Here is a 13,077-nt window from a genome sequence, read left to right on the forward strand (position 1 = left end):
GTTGCAAAACCGTGAAGGGATCACGGCGGTTCCGTTGCAGTAAAGATGCAAGAAGATGACGATATAAGAAATATCCGTGGCGAATAGGTGCGGGTGTTCCAAATCATTGTCAAGGTATGCCGCTTTCCTTTATACGGCAGTTGTCTTGATGGCCACCGGCCATGGCGACGACGGAGCGGAAGATGGACGCCGTCCCAGCGGTCAAGCGCTACCGCAGCATTTGGATATCCGACGTTCATCTGGGAACGCGCGGCTGTCAGGCGGAGCTGCTTCTCGATTTCCTGAAACACACTGAATCGGATCACCTGTTCCTGGTCGGCGACATCGTCGATGGCTGGCGGCTGAAGAAAAGCTGGTACTGGCCGCAGGCCCACAATGACGTGGTGCAGAAGATCATGCGCCGCGCCCGCAAGGGTGTGGAGGTCTATTACATCCCCGGCAACCATGACGAGGCGGCGCGCGACTATGTCGGCCTGCAGTTCGGCGGGGTGCATGTGGTGGACGAATGGGTCCACACCACCGCCGACGGCCGGCGCCTGCTGATCACCCACGGCGACAAATTCGACGCGGTGGTGCGCTACGCCAAGTGGCTGGCCCTGCTGGGCGACCACGCCTATGTCACGCTGCTGCACGTCAACACCCTGTTCAACTGGATCCGGCGCAGGCTGGGCTTCAATTACTGGTCGCTGTCGGCCTACCTGAAGCATAAGGCCAAGACCGCGGTCGAGTTCATCGGAAAATACGAAGAAGCCCTGGGCGAGGAAGCCCGCCGTCGCAAGGTCGACGGCGTCGTCTGCGGCCACATCCACACCGCCGAGATGCGCGATATCGAAGGAATCCTCTATTGCAACGACGGCGATTGGGTCGAGTCCTGTACCGCCTTGGTCGAGCACGACAGCGGCGCGCTGGAGATCATCCACTGGACGGAGGTCATGGCGCAGCGGCTGCCGGCCCCTGGTCCCAGTGCGGGCAAGCTGACGGCGAAGGAACGGGAAGCGGCGTGAACATCCTGATCGTCAGCGACGCCTGGCACCCGCAGGTGAACGGCGTCGTGCGCACCATCGGCACCGTGCGCGATGAGCTGGAGGCGATGGGGCACAGTGTCGAGGTGATCGGTCCCGACCGCTTCCGCACCCTGCCGATGCCGACCTATCCGGAAATCCGGCTGGCGCTGGGGGCGAAACGGCGGCTGTGGGCGATGATCGAGGGCATGCGGCCCGACTGCATCCACATCGCCACCGAAGGGCCGCTGGGCTTCGCCGCGCGGTCCTATTGCCTGAAGCATGGCAAGCCCTTCACCACCGCCTATCACACGCGCTTTCCCGAATATGTGCGCGACCGCGCACCGATCCCGTTGGCCTTGTCCTATGCGGTGGTCCGCCGGTTTCACAAGCCGTCCTCGGCGGTGATGGTGGCGACCCAGACCATCGAGGACGCGCTGACGCACCGCGGTTTCGCCAACATCCGCCGCTGGACCCGCGGCGTCGATACCGAGCTGTTCCGGCCCCGCGACAAGGATTTCCTCGATCTGCCGCGCCCGGTGTCGATGTATGTCGGCCGCGTCGCGGTGGAAAAGAACCTGGAGGATTTCCTGCGCCTCGACCTGCCCGGCACCAAGGTGGTGGTCGGCGACGGCCCGGCGCGGGAGGAGTTGCAGCGCAAATACCCCGGCGTCCATTGGGTCGGCGCCAAGCATGGCGAGGAACTGGCCAAGCATTACGCCGCCGCCGACGTCTTCGTCTTCCCGTCGCGCACCGACACCTTCGGGCTGGTGTTGCTGGAGGCGTTGGCCTCCGGCGTGCCGGTGGCGGCCTACCCGGTGCCGGGCCCGCTGGACGTGGTCGACGGCTCCGGTGCCGGCTGCCTGGACGAAGATTTGAAGCGGGCGGTCGAAGGCGCGCTGGCGATCCCGGCGCAGACCTGCCGGGACTATGCGCTGGGCTATTCCTGGCGCCGCTCGGCCGAACAGTTCCTGTCGAACCTGCGGCCGTTTACGTAAGCGGGGGACCGCATTCCGCTTGGCGAAGATCGGGTGCCATGGTTCCATTTCGCCGGATCATCACTCCCGCGCGAGGTTCCCGGCCATGACCCCCGACTTCCTCATCACCTCCCTGATCGTCGTCGCCTCGCCCGGAACCGGGGTGCTGCTGACGCTGGCGGCAGGGTTGTCGCAGGGCGCGCGCGCCAGCGCGGTGACGGCCTTCGGCTGCACGTTGGGGATCGTGCCGCACATGGCGGCGGCGGTGCTGGGACTGGCCGCCCTGATGCACACCAGCGCGGTGGCGTTCCAGGGGCTGAAGATCCTGGGCGTGCTCTATCTGCTCTACATGGCGTGGGCGACGCTGAAGGAGCAAGGGTCGCTGAGCGTCGAGGCGGACGGGACGAAGCACTCCGCCGGGCGGATGATCCTGCGGGCGGTGCTGGTCAATGTGCTGAACCCGAAGCTGTCGATCTTCTTCCTGGCCTTCCTGCCGCAGTTCGTCAGCGACGCCGACCCGCAGCCGCTCGCCCGCATGCTGGAACTCAGCGGCGTGTTCATGGCGCTGACCTTCGCGGTCTTCGTCGTCTACGGCCTGTTCGCCGCCGCGGTGCGCGATCAAGTGGTCTCCCGCCCGCGGGTGATTGCCTGGATGCGCCGCAGCTTCGCTGCCGCCTTCGCGGCGCTGGGCGCCAAGCTGGCGCTGGCGGAGCGGTGAGGGAGCTCCATCGCACCGTCCCCTGTTACGGAATGGTTGCCGCGTGCTAAGGTGCCGCCGGGCGCGTCGCCGGTTGTCCGTATCAGGGGGACCGGCAACGCGCCCGTTGTCGTACGTTTCCAGTTCCGGGCCTTGATGCTGCAATCCCTCTACCGTGGCCTGACGACCGTCGCCGGGCCGGCGGTGCGCCTCTATCTCGACCGCCGCCGCGCCGCCGGCAAGGAAGACCCCGCCCGTCAGGCGGAGCGGTTCGGCATGGCCTCGCGCGCCCGGCCGGACGGTCCGCTGGCCTGGATCCACGCGGCCAGCGTGGGGGAGGCGAATTCGGTCCTGGTGCTGATCGGCCGGCTGCTGGACAGCGCACCCGACCTGACCGTGCTGATGACCACCGGCACCGTCACCTCGGCCGAGCTGATGGGGCGGCGGCTGCCGGAGCGCGCCATCCATCAATATGTGCCGGTCGATTTGCCGGACGCCGTCGATCGCTTCCTCGACCATTGGCGGCCCGACGCGGTGCTGTGGACGGAATCGGAGATCTGGCCGAACCTGCTGGCCGGCATCCGCGCCCGCTCGATCCCGGCCGCGCTGGTCAACGCCCGCATGTCCGAACGCAGCTTTTCCCGCTGGCGCAACGCGCCCGGTCTGATCGGCGGCTTGCTGTCCACCTTCCAGGTCACGCTGGCCCAGACCGAAGGCGATGCGGAGCGGCTGCGCCGGCTGGGCGCCTCCGGCGTCGCCAGCGTCGGCAACCTGAAATTTTCCGCCGAGCCGCCTCCCGCCGCATCCGACGCGATGGAGCCGCTGCGCGCTGCCCTGGCCGGCCGGCCTGTCTGGCTGCTCGCCAGCTCCCACCCGGGGGAGGACGAGATCGCCGCGGCGGTCCATGCCGCGCTGGCCCCGGCTCTGCCCGGCCTGCTGACGGTCATCGCACCGCGTCATGCCCATCGTGGCGACGCCATCGCCGAGTTGATGCGGGCGCGCGGTTTGGCGGTTCTGCAGCGCACGGCCGGGCACCTGCTGCCGGGGCCGGAGCATGCCGTCTACATCGCCGACACCATGGGCGAATTGGGGCTGTTCTACCGTGCCGCGCCGGTGGTGTGCATGGGCGGCTCCTTCATCCCCCATGGCGGCCAGAACCCGGTGGAGCCGGCGCAGTTGGGCTGCGCGGTGCTGTACGGCCCGCACATGTTCAATTTCGGCGAGATCACCCACATGCTGGAGGCCGCCGGCGGCGCCCTGCCGGTTGCGGACGGCGATGCGCTGACCCGCGAGGCCCGGCGGCTGCTGACCGACGACCGGGCGCGCGAACGCATCGTCGCGGGGGCGGCTCGGGTGATGGCGGACAACCGGCGGATCATTGACCGGGCGCTGGGGGCGCTGTCCCCGGTGCTGGGCGCCGCCGGCATCCGGACCGCTGCCTGAGGGGACGCGGAGCCGTGAAGACCCCCGCCTTCTGGTATCGGCCGCCCGGCCTTGCCTCGACCCTGCTGGCGCCGCTGGGGGCGCTCTATGGGCTGGCCGGACGGCGGCGCCTTGCCGGGACCGTTCCGCGCCGGGTCGGCGTTCCGGTTGCCTGTGTCGGCAATCTGGTGGCTGGCGGTGCCGGCAAGACACCGGTCGGGCTGGCGCTGATCGCGGCGCTGCAGGCTCGCGGGATCGCCGTCCATGCGCTGACCCGCGGCCATGGCGGGCGGGAGGCCGGTCCGCTGGCGGTCGATCCCGGCCGCCATGGCGCCGCCGATGTCGGTGACGAGGCGCTGCTGCTGGCCGGGGCCGCTCCCTGTTGGGTGGCGCGCGACCGGCTGGCGGGGGCGGAGTGCGCGGTCGCTGCCGGGGCAGGGGCCATCGTCATGGATGACGGGTTCCAGAACCCGGCCCTGCACAAGGATCTGGCGCTGATCGTCGCCGACGGCGCCGTCGGATTCGGCAACGGCCGGCTGGTGCCGGCGGGACCGCTGCGGGAACGGGTGGCCGACGGCCTTGCGCGCGCCGACGCGCTGGTGATCCTGGGCGAGGACCGCCACGGTCTGGCGGCGCTGGCCGGCGTGCGGCCGGTGCTGGCGGCGCGGCTGGAGCCCGAACCCGAGGCCGCCGCCCTGCTGGCCGGACGCGACGTCCTGGCCTTCGCCGGCATCGGCCGGCCGGAGAAGTTCTTCGCCACGCTGGAGGCGCTCGGCGCCCGCGTGGTCGGGCGGGTGCCCTTCGCCGACCACCACCCCTACCGAGCGGCCGAGGTCGCGGCCCTGGTCGATCGTGCCGCGGCGCTGGGCGCCGTGCCTGTCACCACCGCCAAGGATGCCGTGCGCCTGCCGCCGGACCTGCGGGCGCAGGTCGCCATCCTGCCGGTGTCGGTGCGCTGGGCCGACGAGCGGGCGCTCTCCATGCTTTTGACCTACGTGTTGCTGAAGGGAAGCCCCGATGGCCAAGCCGCGTAGTCCGCTGCAGAAATGGCTGACGCGCCGGATCGGCTATCCGGTGGAGGCGGCGCTTGTCCACACCGTCTGCTGGCTGTTCCGGGTGCTGCCCCTCGACCGGGCCTCGGCGCTCGGCGGCTGGATCGGACGGACGGTGGGGCCGTGGCTGCCCAACAGCGCCCGCGCGCGGCGCAACCTGACGCGGGCCTTTCCGGAGAAGGGCAGGGCGGAAATCGACGCGATCCTGCGCGGCATGTGGGACAATCTGGGCCGCACCATCGCCGAATACCCGCATCTGGAGCAGATCGGCCGCGAACGCACCGAAGTGGTCGGCGTCGAATATGTCAATGCGCTGCGCGAGGACGGCAAGGCCGGCATCCTGGTCTCCGGCCATCTGGCGAACTGGGAGGTTCAATCGGTCGCCGCCCGCATGCACGGGCTGGATTTGGGGGTGGTCTATCGCGCGCCCAACAACCCGATCGTCGGTGATTTGCTGGTGAAGCTGCGCGGAGCGGCGACCGGCACTCAGATCCCCAAGGGACCGGAGGGGGCCAGAATCCTGCTTCGTTACCTGACCAAGGGCGGCCATGTCGGCATGCTGATCGACCAGAAGATGAATGACGGCATTCCCGTCCCCTTCTTCGGCCGCGACGCCATGACCGCGCCGGCCGCCGCCGTGCTGGGCATGAAGATGCAATTGCCGCTGTGTCCAACGCGGACCGAGCGGCTGGAGGGCGCGCATTTCCGCATCACCGTCCTGCCGCCGGAGGAATACCCGACCAGCGGCGACCGCAATGCGGATGCGCGAATTCTGATGGAACGGCTGAACCGTCTGTTGGAGGATTGGATCCGCGACAGGCCGGCGCAATGGCTGTGGATTCACCGCCGCTGGCCGGATTGAACGCCCGCCCCACCGTCCTTCAAGGTTCGCCCGCGATGGCCCTGCCGCTCGACCTCCATCTGCTGCAACTCTATATGGTCGCCGTCTGCGTCCTGGTTCTGGCGCCGGGACCGGACTCGCTTCTGGTGCTGACCCGCAGCATCGCCGACGGCCGGCAGGCCGGGGTGGTGGCGACGGTGGGCATCTGTGTCGGCAACACCGTCCATTCCCTGCTGGCCGCCGCCGGGATCTCCGCCCTTATCGCGGCGTCGGCATCGCTGTTCGACCTGCTGCGTTATGCCGGCGGCGCCTATCTCGCCTGGATCGGCTTGCGGTCGCTGTGGAGCGTCTGGGCCAGCCGCGGCGCCGAGCCCGCGGTCGTGGTTGAGGCTCCGGCCCCGGCGCCTGCGGGCCGTGTCTTCGTCCAGGCGCTGCTGACCAACCTGCTGAACCCGAAGATCATCCTGTTCCAACTGGCCTTCGTGCCGCAGTTCATCGCCCCCGACCTGGGCCATGTGGCGCTGCAGACCTTCATTCTCGGCAACATCATCTCGGTGCTGGGCGGCATCTATCTGGTCGGCATCGCGGCACTCAGCGCCGGAGCCGCGCGGCGGGTGCTGTCCAGCCCGCGGGTGCGGACGGCGATGGACGGCATCGCCGGCGTTCTGTTCCTGGGCTTCGCGGTGCGCCTGCTGCTGACCGACCGCAAGTTTGCGTGAGAGTTGGTGGGGACACACCGCAGTCCCACCCTCACCACAGATCGTCCTCATCCTCCGCCCCGGTGTCGACGTCGAAGGTGGCCGTCTGGCGGACGATCGGGTGGCTGTCCTTCCATTCCTCGAAATCCGACACCACCGCCGGGCGGATGCCGAGCGCCAGCACCGGGCAGCCGCCGCCGCGGCCGGCGTCCAGGCGGTAGAGCAGTTTCTTCATCCAGGTGGTGCTGGCGCCGTATTTGTTCTGGAAGTTCTTCATCTCCACCCGCCGCGCCACCTCGGTGAACAGCGGGATCAGTTCGGCGCTGCGGGTCAGCAGCACGCCGGCATTGATGATGCCGCATTCATAGAAGGTGCGGGCGGCGTAGAGATCGCGGTCGAAGGTCTGGTCCTTGCTGTTCCATTCCAGGTCGAAGGACACGCGCTCCTTCACGAAGTCGATCTTGTGCCCGTCGATGAAGCCGTTGACCTTGTACAGCTCCTCGCGCTGGCGCTGCTCGGTCACGGTCTGGCCACGGTTCTTGCCGGCGACGCGGCGCTTTTCCTCGTGGGTCACGATCATCTTGGTGATGAACAGGTCGCCGCGGATGCGCGTCTCGTTCCAGCCCAGCGGGTTCAGCATCCGCTCCATCGTCTTGGCGATCTGCGACTTGTTGCCGCCCGACGCCACGATGTCCTCGGTGCGGATGCGGAACTCCATCAGCCGTTCGGTGATCTCGCGGAACTCGCCCGTGCAGGCATAGGCCAGGATGCGCGCGGCGTTGCGGTAGCTGTGCACCTCGTACAGGTCGAGGAAGCCCGGCGGGAACAGGTCGCCCAGGTCGGGATCCCGCGCTTCGATCAACGGGGCCTTGTCGTGGATGCAGGCAAGCAAATTCATGACGGCACATGCGCGATGGAAAACGGCGTCACCATGGCGGCTGCCGCCCGGCAAATCCACCCTTTCCGCCTGCCGGCACCACCTGACGGTGCCGGCCGGGGGCCGAACTGGCGGCCATTCCCCGACATATGATAAGGTCGCCCGCGCGCCGGGGTGGAAAAAGCGCGGTTGTTTCGCCGGGGGGCCGTGATGAGCGACGAATTCCTGTTCGCGGAGGAGGAACCCGCCGTCGAGGTGGCGGCCGAGGCTGTCGAACCGGTCGAACCCTGGCTGATCCTGATCGTCGACGACGACCCCGCCATCCACGCCACCACCAAGATGGTGCTGCGCGGCTTCGCCTTCGAAGGGCGCCCGGCGCAGTTCCTGTCGGCCGCCACCGCGGCGGAGGCGCGCGGGGTGCTGCGCGACAACCCGGCCATCGCGGTGATCCTGCTGGACGTCGTGATGGAGTCCGACGATGCCGGCCTGCGTCTGGTCCGCTACATCCGCAACGAACTGAGCAACCGCCGTGTGCGCATCATCCTGCGCACCGGCCAGCCGGGGCAGGCGCCGGAACGCGACGTCATCCTCAGCTACGACATCAACGACTACAAATCGAAGACGGAGCTGACGGCGCAGAAGCTGTTCACCTCCGTCGTCGCCGCGCTCCGCGGCTACCAGGACATCACCGCCATCGAGGACCACCGCGAGGGGCTGGAGCGCATCCTCGACTCCTCGTCCACCCTGCTGGGCAAGCGGACGATGGCGGAGTTCGTGCGCCATGCCGTGGCGCAGATCGTCGGCGTCTGCCCGCAGGGTGACGGGGTGGCGCTGGTCAGCCGCCTGTCCGACGGGCCGCGGCCGGCGGAGCCGCTGGTGCTTGGCGGCGCCGGCTGCCATGTCGGGATGGAAGGGACGCCGCTGTTCCTGGCCCTGCCGCCCGATGCGGTGCAGGCGGTGACGGCGGCGCTGGCCGACGGCCGCAACCGCTACGAACGCGGCCACAGTGTTCTGGTCTTCCGCTCCGCCACCCGGCACCACGACACCGCGGTCTATCTCGGCCATGGGCGGGCGCTGACGGCGGACGAGCGCAGGCTGCTGGAGGTGTTCTGCGCCAAGGTCGCCATCGGCTTCGACAACGTCCACCTGTACGAGGAACTGACCGAGCTGAACCGCAGCCTGGAGGGCCAAGTGGCGGAACGCACGCGCGACCTCGTGGCGGCGCGGGAGGCGGCGGAGGCGGCGCGGTCGGAGGCGGAGGCGGCCAATCAGGCGAAGTCGCTGTTCCTGGCGACGATGAGCCACGAGATCCGCACGCCGATGAACGGCATCCAGGGCATGCTGGAACTGCTGGAGCACACCAGCCTGACCGGCGACCAGCGCGAGCTGGTCAGCGTGGTGCGGGAGTCGGCCGGTGCGCTGCTGACCATCATCAACGACATCCTCGACTTCTCGAAGATCGAGGCCGGGCGGCTCGACCTGGAGCGGGTGCCGGTCTCCCTCGCCAATGTGGTGGAGGGGGTGGCCGAAACGCTGGCGCCGGGTGCACGGGGCAAGGGGCTGTCGCTGGTCACCTACATTGACCCCGATCTGCCGGCGGAGGTCGTCGGCGATCCGGTCCGCATCCGGCAGGTGCTGTTCAACATCGCCGGCAATGCGGTGAAGTTCACCCAGTCCGGTTCGGTGACCATGCGGGTGGAACTGGCGCAGTTCGACGGCGACCGCGTCACCATCCGCGTCGCCGTGACCGACACCGGCATCGGCATCTCCAAGGAGAATCAGGTTCGCCTGTTCCGCCCCTTCACCCAGGCGGAGGCATCGACCACCCGGCGTTTCGGCGGCACCGGGCTTGGACTGTCGATCTGCCGGCGTCTGGCCGAACTGATGGGCGGCGACATCGGCGTCATCAGCGAGGTCAATGTCGGCTCGACCTTCTGGTTCACCTTCGCCGCCGATCTGGTCCCGGCGGCGATCGAGCCCGCCCCGACGCAGCGGGCGCCGCTGCAGGGGGTGACCGTGCTTCTTCTGGCGGCGGATGCGCAGGAGCGCGGCTTCCTCGCCCGCTATCTGAATGCCGACGGCGCCCAACTGGTGGAGGCGGCCGACGCCGAGGCGGCCTTGCGCACCCTGCTGCCGACCGCCGCCTGTGACGTGCTGGTCTCCACGCTGGGCACCGACCTTGCTGCGCTGGACAATGACCCGCGCGGCCGGGTGCGCGGACGCGTGCTGATCGGCGGCGACGCGCTGACCGCGGGCGACGCGGCGGAACTGGGCGCGTCCGGCGCCGGGACCGTGGTTCTCGGCCGGCCGGTGCGGCGGGGCGGGCTGGTCCGCGCCATCCTGGCCGCCGCCGGGCGGATGGCGGTAGGGGAGGGGGGCCGTACCGATCGCCATCCCGAACCGGAACCCGCCACCCCGGCGGCCGGCCGACGCCGCCTGCCCACGGTGGAGGAGGCACGGGCGCAGGGCCGGCTGATCCTGGTGGCGGAGGATCATCCGACCAACCGTCAGGTCATCCAGCGCCAACTGACCCTACTCGGCCATGTGATGGAGACTGCGGAGGATGGCGCCCAGGCGCTGGCGATGTGGCGGGCCGGCGGCCATGGCCTGCTGCTGACCGACTGCCAGATGCCGGAGATGGACGGCATGGAACTGGCCCGCAGCATCCGCGCTGCCGAGGCGGCCGGTGGAGGCCCGCGCCTGCCCATCGTCGCCATCACCGCCAACGCGACGGAAAACGAAGCGCAGCTTTGCCTGGCGTCGGGCATGGACGACACGTTGGCCAAGCCGGTCAGCCTCGCCGATCTGCGCCAAGTGGTCGACCGTTTCCTGCCCCCTGCGGACGGCAAGGGCTGGGAGGGGGCGGAGCCGTGCGAAGCTTCGGAAGGCATGGAAGCGATGAACGACGAGTTGCAGCAACCCTCCCCTCAGTCGGCATCTCCGCCAACCCCCGCAATCGCCGACCTGCCGCCGCTCGACCTTGAAGCGCTGACCGCGCTGTTCGATGGCGACGGCGAGTTCGTCCGGCATCTGCTGGGCGAGTTCGTCACCTCCAACAGCGCCTCGCATCGCTGGCTGATGGATGCGCTGGCCGGCGAGATCTGGGACGAGGTGCGGCAGGCCGCGCATAAGCTGGCGGGGTCCTCGCGTACTGTCGGCGCCCGCGACCTCGCCGCCGCCGCCGATGCGGTGGAGCTGGCGGTGATCGACCACCGGCTGGAGGGCATCGCCGCCCTGGTCGCCCGCGTCGGCATCGAGCTGGACCGCGTCATCGCCCACATCGAGGCGGTCTGATCCCGCACCCGCAGCGGCTGTAGTAGAGGCTGTAGCGAAACCGACATGAGCGTCCCCTTGTCGCCTTTGCGACAAGTGTGAGGCGCGTCCCGCTCCTCAGAAAAATCCTGCATTTCCCGTGACTTGGCCGGCTTGCGCCGGCTGGCACGCCGCTTGCTGTTCTGGGTGTATCCCGGCCCGGTGCCGGCCCCAAACCCACATGCGCGTCACAGCGAGAGCGGAAGCCAAGGAGAACGGGATGCACATCGTCGTCTGTATCAAACAGGTGCCCGACAGCGCCCAGATCCGCATCCATCCCGTCACCAACACCATCATGCGGCAGGGCGTGCCCGCCATCATCAACCCCTTCGACCTGTTCTCGCTGGAAGAGGCGCTGCGGCTGAAGGACAAGGTGGGCGCCCGCGTCACCGTGCTGACCATGGGGCCGCCGATGGCGGAGACCTCGCTGCGCAAGGCGCTGTCGCTGGGGGCCGACGACGCGGTGCTGCTGACCGACCGCAAATTCGCCGGCTCCGACACGCTGGCGACCTCCTACGCCCTGACCTCGGCCATCCAGAAGCTGGCGGAGGAGGAACCAGTCGACATCGTCTTCTGCGGCAAGCAGACGGTCGACGGCGACACTGCCCAGGTCGGCCCCGGCATCGCCACCCGTCTCGGCTTCGAGCAGCTGACCTACATCACCAAGATCGAGGATCTGAACATCGCGTCCAAGGAGATCGTGGTGCAGCGCCGCTCCGAAGGCGGCGTGCAGGTGCTGAAGACCAAGCTGCCCTGCATGATCACCATGCTGGAGGGCACCAACACCATCCGCTTCGGCAAGATGGACGACCTGTTCCGCGCCGCCCGCTACGAGCTGAAGACCTGGAGCCGCGACTTCACCGGTGCCGAGGAGGGGCGCGTCGGGCTGAAGGGCTCGCCGACCGTGGTGTCGAAGGTGTTCGTGCCGAAGCCGCGCGCCGAGAAGGCCAAGATGATCGAGGCCGCATCCGATACGCCCGACGCGATGGCCGCCGCCGCCATCGACGCCATCTTCGCCGCCCAGCCCAAGTTGGCTGGCGACCTGCTCGCCCGCGCCGCGGCCGGGCTTTGACGATCCATCCGCGGGAGACCCGACGATGAGCGAACCGAGCAAGCCCCAGGGCCGCAAGTTCCAGCTTCCCGAACACCTGAAGGTTTACAAGAACGTCTGGGTGATCGTGGAGCAGGAGCGCGGCATCGTCCATTCCGTGTCGCTGGAACTGCTGGGCGAAGCCCGCAAGCTGGCCGACAAGCTGGGGGTGGAGGTGGGTGCCGTGGTGCTGGGTGCCGAAAGCCCCGACCTGAACCGCATCTGCGGCGACGCCATCAGCTATGGCGCCGACATCGTCTACAAGGTGACCGACCCGGCGCTGGCCGACTATCGCACCGATCCCTACTGCCGCGTGATGACCGAGGTGGTGAACACCCACAAGCCGGAGATCGTGCTGCTGGGCGCCACCACGCTGGGACGCGATCTGGCCGGCGCCATCGCCACCACGCTGGCGACCGGCCTGACCGCCGACTGCACCGAATTGGATATCTACGCCGATAACCGCTCGCTGGCCGCCACCCGGCCGACCTTCGGTGGCACGCTGCTCTGCACCATTCAGACGCTGGCCTACCGGCCGCAGATGGCGACGGTGCGCCCGCGCGTCATGGCGATGCCGGAGCGCGACGACGCCCGCACCGGCCGCGTCATCGAAATCCAGCCGGATCTGCGGGAAGAGGACATCGTCACCAAAGTCCTGAACTTCATCGCCGACCGCGAGCAGAACGAGGCGCAGCTGGCCTTCGCCGACATCATCGTGTCGGCCGGCAAGGGGCTGGGCAAGGTCGACAACATGAAGCTGGTCTTCGACCTCGCCCGGGTCCTGGGCGCCGAGGTCGGGGTGACCCGGCCGCTGGTCCAGGCCGGATGGGCGACCAACGACCGTCAGGTCGGGCAGACCGGCAAGACGGTGCGGCCGAAGCTCTACATCGCCGCCGGCATCTCCGGCGCCATCCAGCATCGGGTCGGCATGGAAAAGTCCGACCTGATCCTGGCGATCAACACCGATCCCAACGCGACGATCTTCGACTTCGCCCATCTCGGGCTGGTCGGCGACGCGCTGAAGATCCTGCCGGCGCTGACCGATGCCTTCGGCCGCCGGCTCCCCATCAATAATTATATGGCCGTCAACCGCATGGCCGGCTGACCGCC

Annotated in this window: 11 protein-coding genes; 10 read left to right on the forward strand and 1 reads right to left on the reverse strand. The window is 68.8% G+C overall.

What is annotated here, in order from left to right:
* The first annotated feature begins 182 nt into the window (after positions 1–182).
* The 7 genes from TSH20_RS19990 to TSH20_RS20020 all read left to right on the forward strand — a co-directional run bounded on the left by TSH20_RS19990 (position 183) and on the right by TSH20_RS20020 (position 6,709).
* On the forward strand, positions 183–1,004 hold the full coding sequence (locus TSH20_RS19990; RefSeq protein ID WP_109076371.1) for a UDP-2,3-diacylglucosamine diphosphatase: 822 nt from the start codon (positions 183–185) through the stop codon (positions 1,002–1,004).
* Positions 1,001–1,999 (forward strand): glycosyltransferase family 1 protein, encoded by a 999-nt coding sequence (locus TSH20_RS19995; protein ID WP_109076342.1) that lies wholly within the window; start codon positions 1,001–1,003, stop codon positions 1,997–1,999. The genes TSH20_RS19990 and TSH20_RS19995 overlap by 4 nt, the downstream gene beginning before the upstream one ends.
* Positions 2,000–2,084: 85 nt before the next feature.
* Positions 2,085–2,696 carry a LysE family translocator gene (locus TSH20_RS20000; protein ID WP_109076343.1) on the forward strand — a complete coding sequence of 204 codons (612 nt, stop codon included), beginning with the start codon at positions 2,085–2,087 and terminating at the stop codon, positions 2,694–2,696.
* 135 nt (positions 2,697–2,831) lie between these two features.
* Positions 2,832–4,118 carry a 3-deoxy-D-manno-octulosonic acid transferase gene (locus tag TSH20_RS20005; RefSeq protein WP_109076372.1) on the forward strand — a complete coding sequence of 429 codons (1,287 nt, stop codon included), beginning with the start codon at positions 2,832–2,834 and terminating at the stop codon, positions 4,116–4,118.
* A gap of 14 nt (positions 4,119–4,132) precedes the next feature.
* Positions 4,133–5,131 carry a tetraacyldisaccharide 4'-kinase gene (lpxK, locus tag TSH20_RS20010; RefSeq protein ID WP_109076344.1) on the forward strand — a complete coding sequence of 333 codons (999 nt, stop codon included), beginning with the start codon at positions 4,133–4,135 and terminating at the stop codon, positions 5,129–5,131.
* Positions 5,115–6,011, forward strand: coding sequence for a lauroyl acyltransferase (locus TSH20_RS20015; RefSeq protein WP_109076345.1), 897 nt, complete (start codon positions 5,115–5,117; stop codon positions 6,009–6,011). Before lpxK ends, TSH20_RS20015 begins: the two co-directional genes overlap by 17 nt.
* Complete coding sequence (locus TSH20_RS20020) at positions 5,978–6,709, forward strand: LysE family translocator (protein WP_247871406.1); 732 nt, start codon at positions 5,978–5,980, stop codon at positions 6,707–6,709. The genes TSH20_RS20015 and TSH20_RS20020 overlap by 34 nt, the downstream gene beginning before the upstream one ends.
* Before the next feature lie 31 nt (positions 6,710–6,740).
* On the opposite strand, the gene TSH20_RS20025 is transcribed toward TSH20_RS20020, so the two are convergent.
* Positions 6,741–7,586, reverse strand: a complete 846-nt coding sequence (locus TSH20_RS20025) for a BglII/BstYI family type II restriction endonuclease (protein ID WP_109076373.1) — start codon at positions 7,584–7,586, stop codon at positions 6,741–6,743.
* Positions 7,587–7,775: 189 nt separating this feature from the next.
* Here TSH20_RS20025 and TSH20_RS20030 point away from each other — a divergent pair, with 189 nt between their 5' ends.
* The 3 genes from TSH20_RS20030 to TSH20_RS20040 all read left to right on the forward strand — a co-directional run bounded on the left by TSH20_RS20030 (position 7,776) and on the right by TSH20_RS20040 (position 13,072).
* The gene (locus tag TSH20_RS20030) at positions 7,776–10,859 is read left to right on the forward strand and encodes a DUF3369 domain-containing protein (protein ID WP_109076347.1); all 3,084 of its coding nucleotides are present in this window, start codon (positions 7,776–7,778) and stop codon (positions 10,857–10,859) included.
* A gap of 238 nt (positions 10,860–11,097) precedes the next feature.
* Entirely contained in the window at positions 11,098–11,949 is an 852-nt protein-coding gene (locus tag TSH20_RS20035) for an electron transfer flavoprotein subunit beta/FixA family protein (RefSeq protein ID WP_109076348.1), read from the forward strand.
* Positions 11,950–11,974: 25 nt separating this feature from the next.
* Positions 11,975–13,072: an electron transfer flavoprotein subunit alpha/FixB family protein gene (locus TSH20_RS20040; RefSeq protein WP_109076349.1), complete on the forward strand. Its 1,098-nt coding sequence runs from the start codon at positions 11,975–11,977 to the stop codon at positions 13,070–13,072.
* Positions 13,073–13,077: the final 5 nt, after the last annotated feature.

The sequence above is a fragment of the Azospirillum sp. TSH20 genome, from assembly GCF_003115935.1.
Taxonomy (GTDB): domain Bacteria; phylum Pseudomonadota; class Alphaproteobacteria; order Azospirillales; family Azospirillaceae; genus Azospirillum.